This is a genomic window from Colwellia sp. M166, from assembly GCF_024585285.1.
GTDB lineage: Bacteria > Pseudomonadota > Gammaproteobacteria > Enterobacterales > Alteromonadaceae > Cognaticolwellia.
In genome coordinates, this window is record NZ_CP040755.1 from 1,823,833 (window position 1) to 1,846,395 (window position 22,563).

The following is a 22,563-nucleotide window of genomic DNA, read 5'->3' on the forward strand; positions in this document are numbered from 1 at the left end:
ATAGTTAAGCCAAATTAATCTGCACAGCGTGATTCAAACCTTAATAAGTTTCAGGTACTCTACGCTATCGCTACTGTCACTTTACTAACAATTGATGAAACATTTAAAAAACACCCTACTCGGCATATTTTTTATTCTGCTTTTAATCTTTGCCACTTTAAGTACTTGGCTATATAGCCAAATCGACAGTGCATTACCACAATTAGACGGAAAACGAACACTCTATGGTTTATCAACTAGCGCGACCATAGAACGAGACAAGCATGGTATCGCGACGATTAAAGCCAACAACCGCCTAGATTTGGCAGTAGCAACGGGGTTTATCCATGCCCAAGAGCGCTTTTTTCAAATGGACTTATTACGTAGAAATTCAGCCGGCGAACTGTCAAGTTTATTTGGCGAGGCAGCAATCGCCTATGATAGTGACATTCGCCGTCATCGCTTTCGAGAGCGTGCTAGCGCGATAGTAGCACAATTATCCACCGCTGATTTAGCACTACTCAAAGCTTATACCCGTGGGGTAAATCAAGGTTTAAAATACCTTAAAGCTGTCCCCTTTGAATACCTATTGCTGCGCCAAGAGCCCGTAGAGTGGCAAGAAGAAGATACTATTTTAACCGTACTCAGCATGTACATTGACTTACAATATCAAGACGGTAAACGTGAAAGAACGTTAGGTTTATTACATTCGATATTAAGTCCTGAGGTATTTGCCTTTCTTAATCCTAAAGGCAGCCGTTGGGATGCCGCGATAGATGGCACTAAATTGCCTTCATCACCACTACCGACAGCACCTTGGCCTTCCGCATCTAGCGAAGACATAGCCAATTTACTCGAACATCAACAGCTAAAGGCTCCTTTAGCTCCCCCGCTACCTGCGAAGCTTGCCAGAGAAAAAAACCTTCAAAATGAAGAATTCCCAGGTTCAAATAACTGGGCGGTTGGCGGTGCTATAAGTGCAACTGGCAGTGCCATTGTTGCTAACGATATGCACTTGAGTATTAGAGTACCTAATATTTGGTTTAGAGCTTCTTTTGAATATAAAGCTGCCGATAATAGTTCAGTGCAAGTAACCGGCGCAACATTACCAGGCACCCCAAACATGATTATTGGAAGTAATGGTCATATTGCTTGGGGCTTTACCAACAGTTACGGTGATTGGAGCGATATTATCGTACTTGAAACAACCGCTGACAAAAGCCAATATTTGACGCCTGATGGCTACCAAGACTTTATCAAACATAAACAAATTATCGCCGTAAAAGGCCAAGAAGCGGTGAACATCACAGTAACAGATACCATTTGGGGACCAGTGATAGGTGAAACCGCCAAAGGAGACTTATTGGCGTATCGTTGGATCGCACATGACAACGCGGCCGTAAACCTAGCAATTACTGACTTAGAAACTGCCAATAATGTAGAGCAAGCTATTGCTATAGCAGCTCGAACGGGAATGCCTGCACAAAACTTAATAGTTGGAGACGAACAAGGTAATATTGGTTGGACAATTATCGGACCTATACCACAACGTAGCACTTCGTTTGGTGAAACACCTACTTCTTGGGCTAATGGTGAAAACAAATGGGTGCGACTACTACCGCCTGAAGATTACCCTAAACTTATCAATCCTAAAAATGCTCGTTTATGGACCGCAAATTCACGGGTTATTGGTGGTAATATGCTAAATAAAATAGGTAACGGTGGTTATGCCATTGGCGCACGCTCATCACAGATCAAGCAAAACCTTGCCGCTAAAGATTCATTTGATGAACAAGCATTACTCAATATAGCCTTAGATGACAGCGCCAAGTTTTTATTGCCTTGGCAAGCTTTTATTTTATCTGAGGTACTCACTGAAAAAATGTTAGCTAAACACAGCGATTGGCAGGAAGTAAAAAGCATCATTGATATTGACAACTTATCTGCTAGTACCGATTCTGTTGCCTATCGTTTGGTGAGAAATTTTCGTTTAAACGTTAGAGAGCAAGTCTTCGAAATTTTTAATGAAAATATGACAAAACTTGATAAAGCTTATAGTTTCGATACCATTCGCCATCAAATAGAAACGCCGTTATGGCAGTTAGTGAACCAACAACCGGAAAACTTTCTTTGGCGTCAACACGAAAGTTGGCAAGCATTATTTGAAGCCAGCCTTGAAAAGACATTAATCCAAATGACTGAATCAACGACACTTGCCAACGCTACTTGGGGTAAACAGAACCTCAGTAAAGTGCAACATCCTTTAAGCCGTGCCATTCCTTTTATTGGCCGATGGTTAGATATGCCTGAAGTCGAATTGCCTGGCGATAGTTATATGCCAAGAGTACAAGGTAGGTCATTTGGCGCATCACAACGTATGGTGGTTTCTCCTGGACACGAAGCAAGCGGCATTTTTCATATGCCGACCAGCCAATCAGGACACCCTTGGAGCCCATATTATGGCGCCGGACATGAAAGTTGGGTAAAAGGTCAAGCTACAAATTTCTTACCGGGCCCAAGTAAATACAAACTCACACTCCTCAGTTATTAGGAAAAATATGACCACGTTAATCATTTGTTTATTTATCGCAGCACTGTTACCCCTAATTGCAAAAATCCCCGTAGCTTTTGCAATGCATAAATTGGGACGTTACAATAATAATCATCCGCGAGCACAGCAAGCAGAATTAACTGGCTTTGGCGCCCGTGCCTTGGCAGCACATCAAAATGCCTTTGAAGCACTTATTATATTTGCTCCAGCAGTCTTATTGGCGATAACGACAAAAAACACTGGCGCTGTTATCGAGCAACTCGCCATTGCACATGTTGTCGCACGGATATTTTATAATCTTGCCTACTTAATGAATATATCAACTATTCGTTCAATCATATGGGCTATTGGAATGTTCAGCGCACTAACAATTATCTTTCTCTGTATCTAACGTTGCCAAGAAACTCGTTCTATAAGCATTTTCTTTTAGCTTAGCTAAAAATAGAGCTAAAGAAACAGTTGAAGTCTTGCCTGAGGCTAGCTAAAGTAAAGCTATGCAAATGACCAAACCGACTTTTTTCTTTAACGCTTTTTTTCTCTCAGTTTTCTGAGCGTGCTTTAGGTTTTGGCATCAATAAAAAACCTCCTTAATGGGGGTTTTTTAGTTTTAGTACCAACGAAAAATACAATGAATAACGATTGGACTCAAACACGATAAATGCAACGCATAAACTCATAACAACTTATTAGGAAAACGTGGTGAACGAAACATTAGATTTAAATAAAATACGTGAAAAAATTACTCACCTTGATCAGCAACTATTAACATTATTCGCTGAGCGTCGCGCCCTAACTTTAAATGTTGCGAAAAGCAAAGCTCATCAAGTACGTCCGGTACGAGACCAGCAGCGCGAGCAGGAGTTACTTATCCGCTTGATCATCAAAGGCAAGGAACTCGGCTTAGACGCCCATTACGTGACCAGCATTTTTCAAACAATTATTGAAGACTCAGTACTCAATCAGCAAGCTTATTTACAAACATTAGCTAATCCCAATATGCAAGAGCCGGCGGTAAGCGTAGCGTTTCTCGGCGATAAAGGCTCATATAGTTATTTAGCCAGTCATCGTTACTTTTCTCGCCGGGCAGAAAAAATTATCGAACACGGCTGTCAAAGTTTTGCCGAGATCATGCAACAAGTAGAATCTGGCATGGTTGATTACGGTATGCTACCGATAGAAAACACTAGCTCCGGTAGTATTAACGAAGTTTATGACGTACTACAACATACAAACTTATCCATTGTTGGCGAAATCACCCAGCCGATTGAACATTGTTTACTCACGGCAGTTAATAGCCAACTAGCTAATATTAGAACTATTTATGCACATGGTCAGCCTTTCGCCCAGTGCAGTAACTTTCTTGACAAGCAAAGCAATATTCGCATTGAATATTGTGAAAGCACCGCCGATGCTATGGCGAAAGTCTATCAATTGCAGGACGACAGTGTCGCGGTTATTGGTAGTGAAGAAGGCGGTAACTTATACCAATTGCAGGCCTTAGAAAAATCTATTGCCAACCAAGCAGAAAATCACAGTCGTTTTATTTTAGTTGCTCGCAAACCTATTGATGTTGCCGAGCAAATTCCAGCAAAAACAACACTAGTAATTGCTACAGGACAAAAACCGGGGGCACTGGTTGAATGTTTAATGGTGCTGAAAAACAAAGGTATTAACATGTGTAAACTTGAATCACGGCCAATTCAAGGAAGGCCTTGGGAAGAAATGTTTTATATCGATGTAGAGGCAAATTTAAAGCATTTGACTTTACAAGAAGCAATCAGTGAAATTACCGAACAAACAAACTTCATTAAGATTTTGGGTTGCTACCCAATCGAACATATTAGCCCAACCAATGTGCCAAGTAGTGCTTTGATATAGGCACAATACTTTATGTAATACCAGATGTGAACAAGGGCAGATATACTGCCCTTGTTCGTTATGAATACTTGTGCCAATAATTACTTTTTCTTGCGACTTTTATATCCAACGAATGCCAAGATTAAGAAAGCTAAGAAGAACATACCAAAGGTTGAACTGCCTTGATCTGCTTCAATTTCTTCAGGGGTTAAAATAACCTGCTCTGGCGTTTTTATTTCGTAAGCTTGATAAAAGTCACCATTAACTTGTCGCGCCTTTAAACTAACCACCTTGCCTAAAAGCGTCTGTGACTCATCATCTTGACAATAATCAGCACGAAACCTAACACTGAGATTAAAGGTGAAATCTGAGTTTTCTAACGATAAGGCGGCAGCGCCTTTATGTGGACAATGTAATTTTAAAATCATGCCATCAAAAGTTTGTATATCGTTTAATTCTGCGTAAGGTTTAGTATCTATCGTACTCTTGATACCGATAAATAAAAATAAACACGCGAATGCTAATGAAATAATTTTAGTGTATTTATTCATACCACTTTAAATCCAAATGAGTGTAAAAATGCTGTATATAACAAGTAAAACAAATTCAGCCACGTTGCGCCTTATTTCAGATCATCATTTAAACTATTACTCTTGGTTAACTAAATTTTAAAATGCTCAATTTGAAATAGCCGATAATTTTTGATTTTTTAAGCGAAATATAACTGCGCTTAATGTTAAAACCACGAAAATAGGCATAGCAGCAAACATCAAAGTTAAAACCCTAAGAGGGGCTATCAACAATGTTAAGCCGATAAAACACAGCATAGGTAATAAGAGCCAAAATGTATGTTCGCTCACGCAAAGTTTAAAAGCTTTATGCATAAAAGCTAACAGACAAAAACTGAAGATACTTGCCGTTATCGCTGTAATTGAGCCGGGATAATAATCAAGAATAAAATCAGTATGAGGGTGTAATATCCTCGGTACAGAAGCTAAATTGCCAAGATGCACCAACCAAACTAATGAACCTGCGAGTAAACAACCAAAATTGAACGACCATAGCTTTTTGTTCACGTTAAACATAGTATTTATCAAACTTATTATTATTATTTCTCTCCCTTATAGCGCAAGGGTGCTTTTTAATCAAGATGTACAAATATCAACCTAAACTAGCAAGTTAGTGCTTTTAGTTATACCAATTCTACTAAGTTTCTTCCCACTCAGTGAAATTTAAAAGCTTTAGCGGCACAGGTTCATAGTTCCAGACTGAACCTAAGTACCTACATCCATGCAGGCAAGGTATTGATTGAAGATAATGGTTATTCTCGACAACTGCTCCTGCCTTGTTCTAATGACTACATCCCTGTGAGAACCTTATCGAAATCAATAACACGGCCTGTAAGCCTTTAAAAATCAACTTTCGACAGCTTCATTAAAATTGAAGACTTAAAGATAAAAAGGCCCATATAGCATGGCTGCCATATGGACCTTTCCCTGCAGATATTGCATGTGTAGTTAAGCTTTATCTAGCTTAACCTCTGCTTGCTGCCTTGCAATTTCTTGGCTTATCTCTAGCGGTGAACCGGTATTTCGACATAACCAATAATAAGCTCCTGGCACAACAAACAAGGTAAAAATACTCGCTAATGAAACCCCCGCGAAGATCACTACACCGATGACCATTCTACTTTCTGCGCCTGGACCCACGGCTAATACTAATGGAATAGCACTTGTTACCGTGGTAAATGTTGTCATCACAATAGGTCTTAAACGTTGTGTCGCGGCAGAAATTAATGCTTCCTCAAAAGCAATGCCTTTGTCGCGCAACTGGTTGGCAAACTCAACAATCAAAATACCATTTTTCGCTGCCAAGCCTATCAACATAACAATACCTATTTGGCTATAGATATTCAGACTCATGCCCATTAATTTAAGACCGGCTAAGGCACCTACTAGTGCTAATGGTACAGTCAACATAATAACGAAAGGATGAATAAAACTTTCAAATTGTGCTGACAGCACTAAATAAGTGATCACTAAGGCTAAGACAAAAATAAAAGCGATAGAGTTACCTGACTCTTGCAATAATTGCGACTGGCCTTTATAAGCCACCTGCGCTTCTTCAGGTAAGCTTTCAGCCACAGCATTGTTTAAAAAATCTAAAGCATCACCTAGCGCATAACCATTAGCTAAGCTGGCACTAATAGTGACACTGCGTAAGCGATTAAAGCGATTTAATTGTGATGATGTGGCATTCTCTTCAATGGTGATCAAGTTTGACAGCGGTATTAATTGCTCACTGACCGTAGAGCGAACAAAAATATTGTCGATATCTTTAGGGTTTGAGAAGTCAGTTTTTTCGCCTCGAATAACCACATAGTACTCTTCACCACGCTCAACAAAGTTGGTAACTCGACGCTGCCCTAGCATAGTTTCAAGTGTTCGACCAATATCCCCCACAGAAACGCCTAAATCAAAGGCTCTGGTGTGATCTATTTTCACCAATAATTGTGGGTAGGTTTCTTTATAGTCGCTATCAATACTGTGCAGATTCGGGTTTTCTTGTGCTTTTTCAATAATAATATCGCGCCATTTAGCTAATTCGGCATAAGTATTCCCTTGTAATACAAAAGCGACAGGCGATGTAGAACCTCCACCACTCAAGCCTCTTCTCATCATGGCAAACGCTCTAACATCAGTAACTTTAGCCAGATCGCCATTAATTTTATCAATAAAGTCAAAAGTATCAATTACCCGGTCTTTCCAAGCCGGCATACCGACAATAGCAATACCGCCAGCACCACCAAAACCAGGCACACGCACAAGCACACGATCGAGCTCGCCACTGTCTTGATGAACCAACAATTTGCTTTCTATTGCTTGCATATTTTTGACGTTATTTTCATAACTTGCCCCTTCAGCACCATTCATCATCACGAAAAAATTTCCTCGATCTTCTTTTGGGGTATATTCCGAAGGTAATTGATAGAATAAACTATAAACAGAAAACAACGACAAAATGATGACAAAAAGTATCATCATTGGCTGATGAACACTATTTTTTAGGGCACGAGCATAAGCGGCTTCAAGTTTAGCAAAACCGTTATCCAGTTTTTGACCAAAAGACGAACTACGCTCTTTATGTTTTAACATTTTTGAGCACATCATTGGCGTTAGCGATAATGCAGTTAAACTCGAGAAAATCACCGCTGCTGCTATGGCAATAGCGAACTCGGTGAATAATCGCCCAACATTACCCGATAAGAAAATTAAGGGGACAAACACGGCAACTAAAACTAATGTTGTGGCAATAACCGCAAAGGCAACTTCTCGTCCTCCTTCATAGGCCGCGAGTAAGGGTGTTTGTCCGCCTTCAATACGGCGATAAATATTTTCCAATACCACAATCGCATCATCGACAACCAAACCAATGGCCAAAACTAAGGCTAGTAAAGTCAATAAGTTGATGGAAAAACCAAACCAAGACAACACCATCATTGAACCAATTAGCGCGACAGGAACGGTAACCGCTGGGATAAGGGTTGCTCTAACATTACCTAAAAATAAAAATATCACTAACACTACCATTAACATAGCAATGCCGAGGGTACTATAGACCTCATCAATAGAGCCTTGAATAAACACTGATGAGTCATAACTATTGGTGATCGTTGTTCCTTGTGGCAAACCACCTCGGATCAACATCATCTCTTTTCGAGCCGACTTAACCACTTCCAAGGTATTAGCTTTTGATTGCTTAATGATGCCTAAGCCAACCATATTTTTACCATTACCTCGAAACAAGTTTTCTTCATCTTCTGCTGCCATACCTATTTTTGCGACATCACCAAGATAAACTAATGATTTATCATCATTGCGTGCCACAACCATAGTAGCAAAATCATTTTCGGTTAAATAACTACGCTCAACACGAATCGAAAAATCACGATCTATTGATTCAACTTTACCAGCAGGCAACTCAACATTTTCCGCTCGTAACGTTTGTTCAATATCATTGACAGTAACACCTCTAGCGGCCATGGCTTTGCGATTTAACAGCACTTTCATAGCATAAGTTCTGCCACCACCAACACGTACTCGCGCCACACCATCAACGACAGAGAATCGGTCAACAATATAACGCTCGGCATAATCGGTTAACTGAAGAGTACTCATAGTTTCACTTTGTAAAACAAACCAAACTATGGCGCTTTCATCATCATTAGCCTTAAAAACTTCGGGTGGATCTGCTTGCTCAGGCAAATTATTTAATGCCCGTGAAACCCTATCACGAACATCATTGGTCGCAGCATCGATATCTCGATCAAGTTCAAACTCAATAGAGATATTCGAACGACCGACGCGGCTATTCGAGTTAATTGATTTAACACCTTCAATACCACTAATTCTATCTTCGAGAAGTTGCGTGACTTTACTTTCAACGATTGCTGCCGATGCGCCAGGATATGAAGTGTTTATACTGACCACTGGAGGATCAATATCAGGGTATTCACGCAGCGGCAAAGTTAAAAATGCCACAATACCAAAGGTAATTAACAATAAATTGATGACGGTGGCAAAAACCGGACGTTTAACCGAGAGGTCAGATAAAATCACGATTTACTCCCTAAAACATTAACCGCTGTACCATCACTTAACTTTAAAGCGCCTTCAATCACCACTTCTGAGTTATTATCTAGCCCATTAAGCACTTCAACAAAACCAAGATAGCGGCGACCAATTTGGAATGATTTTTTTATCGCTTTACCGTCTTCAACCACAAAAACAAAATGTTCATCTTCAATAGGAATAACAGCACTTTCAGGTAATTGCAGTACTTTTTCAACTTTACGGACCACTTGTAAATTTAACAACATACCAGCACGTAATTTCTGATCGGCATTGGAAATTTCAGCACGTACTTTTAAAGTACGCGTAACGGGATCGATACGAGAATCTAATGAGGTAACTTTACCAATAAATACTTGTGATTGATAAGCCGTATTAGTCGCTTCAATACGTTGACCAACAGCAACGGTATTTAAGTAACGTTCAGGAATTGAAAAATCAACTTTAATAATACTTAAATCATCTAAGCTAGTGATAACATCACCCACATCAACTAAAGCACCAAGGCTAATTTCTCGAAAGCCCAAGATGCCTGAAAATGGTGCTTTTATGGTTAAATCATCGAGCTTAATTTTAGCACTAAGTAGTTGAGCAGCAATCGCTTTAGTTTTTGCTTCTTGCTGATCAACCAAAGACTTCGAGGTCGCTTTTTTAGCAAACAAGTCTTGAAAGCGATTAAGCTGGGCAACAGACTCAGCCAGATTAGCTTCTAGTTCTTTAACCTTCGCGGCTTCTTCTTGACTATTAAGACGCACCAAAATATCGCCCTTACTTACCGTATCACCGTCTTGGAATGAAATATCATCAACCAAATCTGAATATTTACTGGTAATTAATACCTGCTCATTTGCTCTTGAAGTACCGATAGCTTCTACCGCATCTTTAAAATCAGCTAAAGCTATGTTCACCGTTTTTACTGAAACTACACGCTGATGTTTTTCTTGTGTGATCGTAGTTTTAGGCCATTGTAAATAAACCGCTAACGCGACTAACATGGTAACAAGTAATAACAAAGGGAGGCGACGACTAACAGCAGACATAAAAACTCTCTAAATTTTATAAAAATTATAATACTATAACTATATCTTAGATACTGAAAGCGCTCGATACAACTTAGCGTAGAATCCAAGGCTTTGGTCGCAAATTAGAAAAAAAATTAACTTTGTGATTATTAAGATATAATTTATTTATACACATACCAAATGATACAGACTAGCTGTTCGGTATTACTTTATACATTACATTTTAAGGATTGAATTCGTGAAAATTATAGCCTCAATTATTGTCGTTTTATTATTACTCAGTGGTGGTGCTCTTTGGTTTTTGGCTAATGGCTCACTCAATGAATATATTAAAAGCCAAATAGAAACTGTCGGTACACAAGTTACTGAACAGGCTGTGACCGTAAAAGCTGTTGATATTAAACTCACCAGTGGTGCTGGCAGTATTTTAGGGATCAATCTTGCAAACCCAGAAACCTATAGCCAACCTAATGCCTTTTCTTTAGCTGAAATGACACTCGACATTAATTTAGAAAGCTTAACCTCATCACCCATTATTATTGATGCCATTGTCATTAAATCGCCAGAGGCTTTTGTACAGTTTACTCAAACAGGTGGCTCTAATATTCAGGATATTTTAGACGCTATAGAGCGTAACACGCCAAAAACTGAGACTACCGTAGAAGCACCAGCAAGTGATAGTAAAGAGCCAAAAGTCAAAGTGAGTAAAATCATCCTTGCGGGTACTGCATTAACACTTGATTTAAGTGCTTTTGGCAATAAAGAACACAATGCAACATTGCCTGATATCACATTAAATAATGTTGGTGGTGATGCCGGCTTACCCGCTAGTCAATTAGGCAGTGAAATTGTCAAGCAAGCATTATCTACTATTTGGCAGCAAGCCAAAGCAACACAGAAGAAAAAACTAATCGATAATGCGAAAGATAAATTAAAAGAAAAAGCCAAGAAAAAATTAACTGATTTATTTGGTTAATTTCAGGCTTTCTAAAATGCTGCCAATTAGCGAAGGACCTATAGTAATGAAGAAAAAGTTGAGCTCCTTGATCATTATCTGCACCTTATTATCAGGTAGCGTTTTAGCAGAACAACTCGAAGTCAGTGCTATGTTTGGTCAAATGTACAGTTCAGATCTAACGGCAGCAAGTGGTAGTAATATCGATGTCGACTCTGCTAGTAATATTGCGATTGGTATCGCTTGGCAAGAAAGTGTCAATGGTCAAGGTCAAATACTCTTAAATCGTGTGAATCATAATTTTAGTAATGAAAATAACGTCAATAATTCACTAAATATTGTTTACGCACACTTTAATGGTGTGGCACTATTTCGCCAACAAAACTACGTCACTACCATGAGTCTAGGCGTAGGCGGTGCATATGTAGATGCTAAAGCCGGCAATAAAGAGCTTTATCCTTCGGTAAGTATTGCCTTTGGTACTCGCTATGAGTTATCTAACAACATAGCAATGGTGACAGAGCTGCGTGCTTATGCAACACTCATTGATAAGGATGACGCCATATTTTGCCAACAAGAGAGTTGCAGTGCTAACTTTGATAATTCACTTTGGATGGATAGCTCTATTACTGTCGGTATCGCAATTAAATATTAGCTCACCGTACACTTAATTCATCCTCCAGTATTAGTTTAGGGCAAGCTTGGAGGATAACATTCTGCTCAACATGTTAAATCGAGGAAAGTTATGGCTTCGTCAGGACAACAACTTATTTGTATTACTGATATTAAAGGTAAATATAACTACGTTAATCCAGCTTTTGCTGCGGCATTAGGATTAGAATCGACACTGGAATCTGAAGAAATCCAAGGTAATTATTTTCATCAACAGATGCCTAAGTGTATTCTTGATGAAATTGCCAAAACCTTAGAAAAAGGCTTTTCATGGCAAGGGGTTATTAGGTACAAAAACAAAAGTAATCAAGATGTTTGGCTCGATACTTTTATGACTCCACAATACCATGATGGCAAAATTATTGGCTATCAATCCATTGCAACCTTAGCAAAACCGGCATTAATTGAACGTGCAATTCGTGTATATTCAGCAATTAACAAACGTAATAAGTGGGCTAATTTAGAAATTTCAAAAAATCATAAATTCGCTTTTTTATTGCTTGTTAGTGCTATTGCCCAATATTTTATTTTCAGCCACTTTGGCTTATATCACTCTATTTTTGCGGCCTTATGTGCTGCAACACCTATTGCCATATTTTGGCAAGATATCATTCCGACCGCAATCAACGCGCAACGGATGCAATCAATGTTTGATTCACCTTCACGTAAGGTTTATTTCGGCACCGGTACTGCAAGTATATTTGAATTTAATTTCTCGATGTTAAAAGCAAAACTTCGAGCTATTATTGAGCGTACCTTAGATACGGCAAAACCAATGAATGCGGTGATGAATAATGTCAGTGCTGGCATTAGCCAAACCCGTGAAAACTTAACGACGCAGCAAGGCACCATTGAACAGTTAAGCCAAGCCATGCTCGAAATGCAAACCGCAACTACAGAAATATCAGCAAATGTTGCCACAGCAGCCAGTGATTTAGATGAAACTTTTCGGCATTGTGAGCAAGCGCAACAAGGTATTTTCTCTACCACAGACAAAATTAAGTCACTTGCCAATGATATTGATCAAGCCTCCTCTTCAGCCGACAGTTTAACGCAATCAGCCAACAACGTTGGTGGTTTAATGGAAGAAATACAATCTATTGCCGACCAAACCAATTTATTAGCCTTAAATGCTGCTATTGAAGCAGCACGTGCCGGCGAGCATGGTCGAGGCTTTGCCGTTGTTGCTGACGAGGTTCGAAATTTATCATCACGAACGCAAGATTCAGCAATGAAGATCCATCAACGTTTATCTGTCATGCTAGAAACCATAGAGCAATGGGTGGCATTGATGCTGAAAAATAAAGAGGAAGCACAGTTATGCGTTGAAATAGCTGAAGGCTCCAATCAAAAAATTGCTGATGTTGTTGACCGTGTGCAAAAAGTTGCTGATGTTGCGAATCAAATAGCAACAGCAACTGAACAACAAAGCGTTACCTCAGTTACTATCAATGAATATGTTATCGACGTGCAACAAGCCATCGAGCGCACTTGGCAGCAAACCGATATTGTTACCGATGAAATGCTCATGCTATCAGCTAGCGTTGACAATATTACTAATGTTGCCAGCACCTTTGTTCCGCCAAGTAAATAGTAAAAATGCACAAATAAGCTGTGCTATGCAAGCAGATTGTTTAATCACCTCAACTTGCGAGCCGCAAGTTGAGGTGATTACGGGTAAGCATTAAAACTTTAAATGCACAAGCTGTCGCGTTCAATGTCATCTTTTACGAGATTAATTTACCGTACATTGAGCAACCGTTGTTGACTCCTGTTCATATTTCACACCGATATAATAACCAGATTAAAATTCATTAGCGCAATATAAAGCACTTATAAAATCACTATCAAAAATCATTTAAAAGACATTTAAATACCGACTTAAGTAACTTTACTTTACGTCTCCCACCTATCAAGAAGCAATTTTAGTCACTGTATTTGATCAAGATCACTTACAAGTTATAAAATACAAAAACACTACATATTGTGCTAAACATTGATCAAGATGCACATATATGTATTTCTAACTTGTGCGTAACATAATTTTATTTATCATAAATAAACCAAGTAACTCGATAATAAAAATTATTAGCCATGATTGTACCTAAAACTGATAGCGATAAAAAAATTGCAGCTAAAGCAAATTCATCACAAGATAAAGCTGACAAACAACCTGAACTACAAGCGGCTTCACTCGATATATGGGATAAAAAGTATCGACTAAAAGATAAACACGGTAACAACCAAGAAGCCTGCGTAAATGAAACATTCATACGCATTGCCAAAGCTTTAGCTGATATCGAAGTTAAAGATCAAACACAATGGCAAGAAAAATTTCTTTGGGCTATGCAATCTGGCGCTTACCCAGCAGGTCGTATTATTTCTAATGCCGGTGCAGCAAAATTTAAACCCGCAACATCTACCATCAATTGTACGGTATCGGGCACCATCGAAGATTCAATGACTGGTATTTTACAACAAGTACATCAGGCGGGTTTAACGCTAAAAGCCGGTTGTGGTATCGGGTATGAATTCTCGACTTTAAGACCTAGTGGCGCTTATGTCGCAGGTGCTGGTGCAACAACATCCGGTCCTTTGTCGTTTATGGATATATACGACAAAATGTGTTTCACCGTAAGCTCAGCTGGCGGCAGGCGCGGTGCTCAAATGGGTGTATTTGATATCTCTCACCCTGATGTCAAAGACTTTATTCTCGCCAAACGCGAAGATGGCCGTTTACGCCAATTTAACTTATCTTTATTGATCAGTGATGATTTTATCAGTGCGGTAAAAAATAATAGCGATTGGCCATTAAACTTTCCATTAACTTATAAAGAAGTCCTCGCAGATAATATAGAGCTCAATGATAGCTCAACCGTGCTTTTTAAAGAAAATCACTATCATGCCGACTTTATTAAACAGCACGATTACATTCTAAACGAACAAGGGCAAATTGCCTGTCGAATTTATCAACATATTCCAGCACAACGTCTGTGGGATATGATCATGAGTAATACTTTTGATTATGCTGAGCCCGGCTTTATCCTAATTGACCATGCCAATGAGATGAATAACAACTGGTTTTGTGAACAACTGCGTGCGAGTAATCCTTGCGGTGAACAAATATTACCACCACATGGAGCATGTTTGCTTGGTTCAATCAATTTAGTGAAGTTTGTCGAGCAAGCATTTTCTAATAAGGCAGAATTTAATTGGCAGAAATTTAAAAAAGTCATCCGCATATTTACTCGTATGCTAGATAATGTTGTAGAAATAAATGGTTTGCCACTGGCTGAGCAACGACTAGAGATTGAAAGCAAACGCCGACATGGCATGGGTTATCTCGGGTTAGGCTCAGCTTTAACCTTACTTAAAATACCTTATAATAGCCCAGAAGCCGTTGCATTTACCGAAGAGGTATCAAAAATTCTCGCCATTACGGGTTGGCAAGAAGCGCTTAAACTTGCAAAAGAGAAAGGCCCTGCCCCGATCCTCAAACAAAGCTTTACCGTTGACCAAGCTATGCTGAATAAACGTCCCGAAATGATAAAAGATGGTATTAAAGTTGGCGATCGTATTACCGGAGCAGTATTACATGCTAAATATAGTCGTTATATGCAAAGAATTGCTCAGGAGCAGCCCGAACTAATCGCACAACTTGCTGAAGTAGGCGCACGCTTTACTCACCATACTTCTATTGCCCCAACCGGCACACTCGCACTCAGCTTAGGTAATAATGTTTCAAACGGCATAGAGCCAAGTTTTGCCCATGAATATCATCGAAATATTATTCGCCAAGGTAAAAAGTCGAAAGAATCCGTAGCGGTATCAAGCTACGAACTTTTAGCCTATCGAGCAATGATTAACCCTAATGCACAAGCCTATGCTACTCAAGGTGATGAGCAACTACCAAATTATTTCACGGCGAGTGACAGCATTAGCCCAGAAGCGCATGTTGATATTCAAGCAGCAGCCCAATATTGGATAGACTCTTCAATTTCAAAAACCATTAATATTCCAACTGATTTTGCTTACGAGCAGTTTAAGAATATTTATCTCTATGCCTATGATAAAGGATTAAAAGGTTGTACTACCTTCCGATTTAATCCTGAAGTTCATCAAGGTGTACTCGTGAAAGAAACTGATCTAGAAAAAGTCGAATATGAATTCACCCTAGCTGATGGCGCAAAAATAACAGCAAAAGGTAATGAAGAAATCCGCTACGACGGTGAAGTTCATACTGCAGCCAATTTACATGATGCTTTAAAAGAAGGCTATTACGGCAAACTTTAAGCTTATATACCCATAATACTTCAAGCTGAAATTCTGCCTATTGCAGTGTCATGGGTATAAATAATAACCAGAGTGATAATGATGAAAGAAATTACACAGAATATCTGCGCTGCCAAGGTAAAGCTGCCTGACACAGACGTTACGTTAGCAACAGAAAATGATAAAAATAAGGCAATGGTAAACTTAACCGAGAAGACCAAACGACCTGAAATGTTAGTCGGTTCAACCTACAAAATAAAGCCACCTATTTCAGACCATGCCTTATATATCACCGTCAATGACATTTTATTGAACCAAGGGACTGCGCAAGAAGTTAGACGGCCATTTGAAATATTTGTTAATTCAAAAAATATGGAATTTTATTCATGGGTGGTTGCTTTGACACGGGTGATTTCTGCAGTATTTCGTAAAGGCGGTGATTGCACATTTTTAGTTGAAGAACTCAAAGCTGTATTTGATCCGAAAGGCGGTTACTATCAACCTGGCACAGGAATTTTTATGCCGTCGGTTGTTGCTGACATTGGTCATGTTATTGAAACTCATTTAAAAACCTTAGATATGTTACCTAAAAGTGAAATAGATGCTCACCAACAAGCTTATTTAAAGCAAAAACAGCAAGCCGTTATGGCAGAGAATACAAACCAGACTGACGGTGAAAATCAACTTAATTTTCCAGCCACCGCAAGTAGCTGTAAAAAGTGTCACCAAAAATCGGTGGTTTTACTTGACGGTTGCGCTACCTGTTTAAACTGTGGCGATTCAAAATGTGGCTAAGCTAAAGCCATACACCTTTAGCGTTTATCGAAATTAAAAAAGTCGCATAGCCTATTATTGCTGTGCGACTTTTAAAGCTATTCGGTGATTTTTAATAAGAAACTATAACATTGCCGATATATCAGCGGTTAATGACACTTGTGGTCGCTCAATAATACGTCCTAATTCCTTACTATTTTGATAAACTATAAAAGTTGGCGTGTAATGAATATCATGACTTTTTGCTAAGCCATTCGGCTCTGATTTATCATAATCAAGGCCAATTAAGCGGTAAGAAAGTGTGTTATTTTCTGCCAATACTTTCAAAAACCGAGGGACTTCACGTTGGCTATCATGACACCAAGAGCCAAAATAAACATCTATATGTAAATTACTTGGCCAACGTTTAATCGCTGTAACTTCCCGTTCAGATAATTCAAAGGCCTGATAACTTTGTTGAAAAGAGTTATGATCACGGATTAATTGCTGTTGACTAATCTCACCAATGGCCATAGTGTTTTTTTCTACATCACCGTTAGCGCAGGCGGTTATGGTAAAAAAAATCGTGATAATTAGTAAAATACTGGAAACTGTTTTCATTTCATTCCTTGTTGGTATAGTCGCCTTGCGATTTAATGTTTCTTGAGTTGATCGGCTTTTATCAACATCGCCTTACTTTCCTGTAAGAAAATATTAGCATAATCTCCAAACCAATCCGCAACTTGTGAAAACATAGCGGTAAAAGCTTGTTTGTCATCTAACTGCACATCTTCAAGTAATTCTAAAAATCGATAGGCAAAGCGCTTCATCATAGCAATATTATCTTGGTTGGCAAAAATAATATCTGTGTATAGCACGGGATCTTGAGCAAATAAGCGTCCGACCATAATCAGCTCTAAACGATAAATGGGCGAGCTCATCTCTACTAATTGTGCGATATCAGCGCCTTCAGTCATTAAATGATAACCATAAGCAATAGTGGAAAAATGTCGCATCACTTGCACCATCGACATTGCTTGGTCATGAGCGTGTGCTTCAACTGGGTAAACTTTTGCTCCCCAAACTTGAAACTGCTCCAATAACCAATGATATTGTTCTGGCAAGCGCCCTTCACAAGCAATAATGGTTTGTTTAACTAAACCGGTAACATCAGGACCAAACATAGGATGCAAACCGATAACAGGACCATTATGTACTTTCATCATTTCGTACAGCGGTGCTTCTTTAATACTGGTAACATCCGCTAAAATACAACTTTCAGGCAAGCTACTTAGTTTTTGAATAATCATAGCGGTCAATCTGATCGGCACAGCTACAATCACTAAATTCGCATCCGCTAAAATGTCAGTACTATTGGGCCAATCGGCTTGTTCCAAAGTTTGCACTTGATAATGAGAGCGGGTAAATAAGTCGCCAAAAATTCGCCCTAATTGACCATCACCACCAATAATAACGATTTTTTTGCAATCCGGATTAACACAGCGATAGCCGCTGGCATCTTGGCTAATATAAGAGTCTTGCATCAAGCGACGCAAAATATCTTCGATTAATTCCGGAGAAATTCCGGCGGCTATCGCTTGTTGGCGCCGAGCTTTTAATAAGCTCGCTTCACGTTCAGGAGCAAAAATAGGCATACCGACTTCACTTTTTAATAAACCAACTTTTGTCGTTACAGCGCGTCGCTTAGCCAATAACGCAACCAGTTGACCATCGATATCATCAATTTCATCGCGCAGTGCAGTCAGTTGCTGCTCAAATGTAGCTGTGTTACTCATTGCTAACCTTTAATCCTTTTTTAACTCGTAGCATTAATTCTTTGCTTTAAAATGGTTTCAAGCTTGGTACTAGCACCTAAAATAAGCTGTTCTGTGGTAGTAAAATCAATGCAAGCATCAGTAACAGAGACACCGTATTCAAGTGCTTTAAATGGTAGATCTGAACTCTGATTACCTGGATTGATATTACTCTCTAACATAATACCAATGATCGACTTATTGCCGTCACAAATTTGATTAAAAACATTCTCTGCCACTAACGGTTGACGGCGGTAATCTTTATTAGAATTGCCATGCGAACAATCAACCACAATGCCTGGCTCTAAATCCTGTTTAGCCAACTCTTGCTCACATAACTGGACATTCACTGAATCATAATTCGGTTGTTTGCCACCACGTAAAATAACATGGCCGTCGGGGTTACCTGAGGTTTTAATTAGTGCAACTTGTCCTTGACGATTAATGCCCATAAAACGGTGCGAATGCGCTGCTGACTGCAAAGCATTAATTGCCACGCCAAGGCCACCATTAGTGCCATTTTTAAAGCCGATAGGCATAGACAAACCACTGGCCATTTCACGATGGGTTTGCGATTCTGTGGTACGTGCGCCAATCGCAGACCAACTAAATAGCTCAGCTAAATATTGTGGGCTAATAGGATCAAGCGCTTCGGTAGCTAAAGGTAAACCTAATTCCGTTAAGTAAATTAATAATTCACGTGCTTTGCGCAGGCCACTTTCAACATCAAATGAACCATCCATATGCGGATCATTAATTAAGCCTTTCCAGCCCACGGTTGTACGGGGTTTTTCAAAGTAAACCCGCATAACAATATATAAACTATCTTGGTATTTATCATGTAGTACTTTTAGTTTTCTGGCATAAGCTTTCGCCGCATCGACATCATGCACCGAACAAGGCCCAGTGATCACTAATAAGCGATGATCTTGTTTATGGATAATATTCGCAATGATTTGACGAGCATTTTTAACAAACACACGACCAGCTTCTGGCAGTGGCAACTCTTCTCGTAAGGCATTAGGAGTAATTAAGACATCTTCGGCATTAACATGTATATCATTTAATCTGCTTTTCGGCATTGTGCTTGCGGCAGACGTAGTAGAAGTAGATTCTGACATAGGACTTTCCTGAATATAGAGCAATAAATATAGGGTTAAGTAAAGTATTTCTAGTTAATTTAGCAATTAACTATGACGCTAGATGTATGACTAGCTAAAGTATGGGAGGTAATAATATCGATAGTGCGGATTATACATTTTATTGAAAATCTCGGTGTAAATTAAAGTTTACTTTATTTGTATTGATTATATTACACTATAATTTACTTAGGTACAGCCTTATTAATAAATTTTTTAGTTAAAAAAAGCGCCTATTGGCGCTTTTATCTCAATATAATTAATAAAGATTATCTATTAATCATTTAACTATGAACAATCCGGTTACTAACTAAGTGCTCAACAACAGCAGGCTCAGCTAACGTTGATGTATCACCTAAGGTATCAAGATCGTTTTCAGCAATTTTACGTAAAATACGGCGCATAATTTTACCCGAACGTGTTTTAGGTAAGCCTGGAGCATATTGAATATAATCAGGCTTAGCAAAACGACCTAACTCTTTGGCAACAAATTCAGTTAACTCTGCTAACAAGGCATCTGATTCTGTTGCATTACTCATCAAGGTCACATAGGCATATACCCCTTGGCCTTTGATTTCATGTGGGTAACCTACAACAGCCGCTTCAGCAACTGCAGGATGTAGTACAAGTGCACTTTCGATTTCTGCAGTGCCTAGTCGGTGACCAGAAACATTTAAGACATCATCAACACGGCCAGTGATCCAGTAAAAGCCATCTTCATCCCGTTTTGCACCATCACCAGTAAAGTAATTTCCTGGGTATTGACTTAAATAGGTTTGATAAAAGCGCTCGTGATCGCCATAAACACTACGTAATTGGCCTGGCCAGCTGCCCGTCATCATTAGCAAGCCTTGGTTTTCGCCTTCTAGAGTATTGCCGTCTTTATCAAACAGTGCCGGTTTAACACCGAAAAATGGTTTACCTGCAGCACCTGGTTTCATATCAACAGCACCGGGCAGTGAAGTTATTAAAATACCACCAGTTTCAGTTTGCCACCACGTGTCAACGATAGGGCAATTATTTTTACCCACAACTTCATAGTACCAATGCCATGCTTCAGGGTTAATGGGCTCGCCAACGGTACCTAAAATACGTAGTGACGATAAATCAGCTTTTTCAACAAAGCTATCGCCAACACTCATTAATGCGCGAATAGCCGTTGGGGCAGTATAGAAAATATTAACCTGATGCTTATCACATACTTCCCAAAAACGGCCAGCATCTGGGTAAGTTGGCACTCCTTCAAAAACTAAGGTGGTCGCGCCATTGGCTAATGGTCCGTAAAAAATATAAGAGTGTCCAGTGATCCAACCGGCATCAGCTGTACACCAATAAATTTCGCCATCTTTATAATCAAAGACATATTTATGGGTCATAGCAGCATAAAGTAAATAGCCACCACAAGTATGAAGTACACCTTTAGGTGTGCCTGTTGAACCCGAGGTATATAAAATAAATAATGGGTCTTCAGCGTCCATCACTTCAGGGTCACAAGCGGCAGGAAGCTTAGCAACTTCTTGTTGATAATTGACATCAACTTTATCATTCCAAGCAATATCACCCGCGGTTCTTTCCACAACAATTACCGAGTGAACATTTGGGCAATCAACAATCGCAGCATCAACATTAGATTTAATTGGAATAACGCGTCCACCACGAAGACTTTCATCCGAGGTGATCACAACTTGGCAGTCAGCATCTATAATTCGTGAACGAATAGCTTCAGTAGAGAAACCACCAAAAACGACCGAATGCACCGCACCTATGCGAGCACAGGCTAACATGGCATAACCAATTTCAGGGATCATTGGCATATAAATACAAACACGATCACCTTTTTTTACGCCACGTGCTTTTAATAAATTTGCAAAGCGACAAACATGATCGTGTAGCTCTTGATAAGTAATTTTTTTATCTTCACTGGGATCATCACCTTCCCAGATAATGGCAGTGTCATTAGCTTTAGTCACTAAGTGACGATCAATACAGTTGTAGCTAACATTTAATTTACCACCAGAAAACCATTTGATATCTGCAGACTTCATGTCGACATCAGTCACACTATCCCAAGGTTTATACCAATCAAGAAATTCTTCAGCTTGTTCAGCCCAAAAAACTTCAGGTTGCTCGATTGATTGTTGATACATGGCATCATAAGTTGCGGCATCAATATAGGTGTGAGCTTTTGCCTGCTCTAATACGGGATAACGGCTTTTAAGTTCTTGCATGCTTAATCCTTCATTTTCTAATATCTAGTGGTTTCTGATATGTCGAAGTAACGGCTTCATTCAACTATCATTATATTTTAACTTGCCAACATCATAGCCTAAGTTTTCGTGTTGTAATACACCACTAAAGTCGAATATTAAGTAATTATTCCTTATATTTCACTATCAAATGAAGGCACAGCAAGCGCATAAAATAGCGCTAAAAAGAGTGATAATTATTATAAAAACAGAAGCTTAAAAATCTTGTCCGTGATTGTAAAATAAAGCTAAGATTATTTTTTATAACTTTAGAATACATGCAGTGAAAGCATTAAACGCAAAGGTCAGAGGTTGTAAGATAAAAGTGCTTGGAGCTAAAATATTTAACAGAGAAGATTTTCCTGCTGTTAGCGCAAGACAATGAGTTTTGGAAAGCAAGAAAGCTTGTCTGAAAAAGCCAGAGAAAATTAAAAATACAAATATAATCAACTATCTAAAACAAATGCTGATAAATAAAAATAACATTAGCAACATCAATTTCTATCGCTAGCTACTAACCATAAAGCCATCATTTTAAAGCGCTCAATAGTTTTTATATTTCGTCAATGTTTAGGGGGCTATTGCTCTGTTTCATCATGACCTACCATTTACCCTAAGTGAATAGATGATAGGTAACTGCACGGCTTTTATTTGCTCTCATAGTATCGGGTC

The 22,563-nt window shown here is 39.1% G+C and carries 15 protein-coding genes; 8 read left to right on the forward strand and 7 right to left on the reverse strand.

Annotated elements, in window-relative coordinates; genetic code table 11:
* Window positions 1-94 precede the first annotated feature (94 nt).
* The 3 genes from FGD67_RS08285 to pheA all read left to right on the forward strand — a co-directional run bounded on the left by FGD67_RS08285 (window position 95) and on the right by pheA (window position 4,408).
* A complete protein-coding gene (locus FGD67_RS08285) occupies window positions 95-2,530 on the forward strand; it encodes a penicillin acylase family protein (RefSeq protein WP_257174566.1) in 2,436 nt (811 codons plus the stop codon).
* 7 nt (window positions 2,531-2,537) lie between these two features.
* The gene (locus tag FGD67_RS08290; RefSeq protein ID WP_257174567.1) at window positions 2,538-2,921 is read left to right on the forward strand and encodes an MAPEG family protein; all 384 of its coding nucleotides are present in this window, start codon (window positions 2,538-2,540) and stop codon (window positions 2,919-2,921) included.
* A gap of 308 nt (window positions 2,922-3,229) precedes the next feature.
* Window positions 3,230-4,408: a prephenate dehydratase gene (gene pheA / locus FGD67_RS08295; protein ID WP_257174568.1), complete on the forward strand. Its 1,179-nt coding sequence runs from the start codon at window positions 3,230-3,232 to the stop codon at window positions 4,406-4,408.
* Window positions 4,409-4,488: 80 nt separating this feature from the next.
* Here pheA and FGD67_RS08300 read toward each other — a convergent pair whose 3' ends face one another.
* From FGD67_RS08300 to FGD67_RS08310, 3 genes are all read right to left on the reverse strand, one after another.
* On the reverse strand, window positions 4,489-4,938 hold the full coding sequence (locus FGD67_RS08300) for a hypothetical protein (RefSeq protein WP_257174569.1): 450 nt from the start codon (window positions 4,936-4,938) through the stop codon (window positions 4,489-4,491).
* A gap of 966 nt (window positions 4,939-5,904) precedes the next feature.
* Window positions 5,905-9,006, reverse strand: coding sequence for an efflux RND transporter permease subunit (locus tag FGD67_RS08305; RefSeq protein WP_257174570.1), 3,102 nt, complete (start codon window positions 9,004-9,006; stop codon window positions 5,905-5,907).
* Window positions 9,003-10,058 (reverse strand): efflux RND transporter periplasmic adaptor subunit, encoded by a 1,056-nt coding sequence (locus FGD67_RS08310; protein ID WP_257174571.1) that lies wholly within the window; start codon window positions 10,056-10,058, stop codon window positions 9,003-9,005. Before FGD67_RS08310 ends, FGD67_RS08305 begins: the two co-directional genes overlap by 4 nt.
* 220 nt (window positions 10,059-10,278) lie before the next feature.
* Here FGD67_RS08310 and FGD67_RS08315 point away from each other — a divergent pair, with 220 nt between their 5' ends.
* The 5 genes from FGD67_RS08315 (at window position 10,279) to FGD67_RS08335 (ending at window position 16,734) form a co-directional block, all read left to right on the forward strand.
* Entirely contained in the window at window positions 10,279-11,016 is a 738-nt protein-coding gene (locus FGD67_RS08315) for an AsmA family protein (RefSeq protein WP_257174572.1), read from the forward strand.
* Between the two features lie 46 nt (window positions 11,017-11,062).
* On the forward strand, window positions 11,063-11,650 hold the full coding sequence (locus FGD67_RS08320) for a hypothetical protein (protein ID WP_257174573.1): 588 nt from the start codon (window positions 11,063-11,065) through the stop codon (window positions 11,648-11,650).
* A 90-nt stretch (window positions 11,651-11,740) separates the two neighbouring features.
* Window positions 11,741-13,261, forward strand: a complete 1,521-nt coding sequence (locus FGD67_RS08325) for a methyl-accepting chemotaxis protein (protein WP_257174574.1) — start codon at window positions 11,741-11,743, stop codon at window positions 13,259-13,261.
* Between the two features lie 500 nt (window positions 13,262-13,761).
* The gene (locus FGD67_RS08330) at window positions 13,762-15,960 is read left to right on the forward strand and encodes an adenosylcobalamin-dependent ribonucleoside-diphosphate reductase (protein ID WP_257174575.1); all 2,199 of its coding nucleotides are present in this window, start codon (window positions 13,762-13,764) and stop codon (window positions 15,958-15,960) included.
* 78 nt (window positions 15,961-16,038) lie between these two features.
* Window positions 16,039-16,734, forward strand: coding sequence for a hypothetical protein (locus FGD67_RS08335; protein WP_257174576.1), 696 nt, complete (start codon window positions 16,039-16,041; stop codon window positions 16,732-16,734).
* 102 nt (window positions 16,735-16,836) lie between these two features.
* On the opposite strand, the gene FGD67_RS08340 is transcribed toward FGD67_RS08335, so the two are convergent.
* From FGD67_RS08340 to acs, 4 genes are all read right to left on the reverse strand, one after another.
* The gene (locus tag FGD67_RS08340) at window positions 16,837-17,313 is read right to left on the reverse strand and encodes a thioredoxin family protein (RefSeq protein ID WP_257174577.1); all 477 of its coding nucleotides are present in this window, start codon (window positions 17,311-17,313) and stop codon (window positions 16,837-16,839) included.
* A gap of 32 nt (window positions 17,314-17,345) precedes the next feature.
* Window positions 17,346-18,488 (reverse strand): bifunctional chorismate mutase/prephenate dehydrogenase, encoded by a 1,143-nt coding sequence (tyrA, locus tag FGD67_RS08345; RefSeq protein ID WP_257174578.1) that lies wholly within the window; start codon window positions 18,486-18,488, stop codon window positions 17,346-17,348.
* 20 nt (window positions 18,489-18,508) lie between these two features.
* A complete protein-coding gene (locus tag FGD67_RS08350; RefSeq protein ID WP_257175092.1) occupies window positions 18,509-19,588 on the reverse strand; it encodes a 3-deoxy-7-phosphoheptulonate synthase in 1,080 nt (359 codons plus the stop codon).
* A 341-nt stretch (window positions 19,589-19,929) separates the two neighbouring features.
* Window positions 19,930-21,873, reverse strand: a complete 1,944-nt coding sequence (gene acs, locus FGD67_RS08355) for an acetate--CoA ligase (protein ID WP_257174579.1) — start codon at window positions 21,871-21,873, stop codon at window positions 19,930-19,932.
* Between the last annotated feature and the right edge of the window lie 690 nt (window positions 21,874-22,563).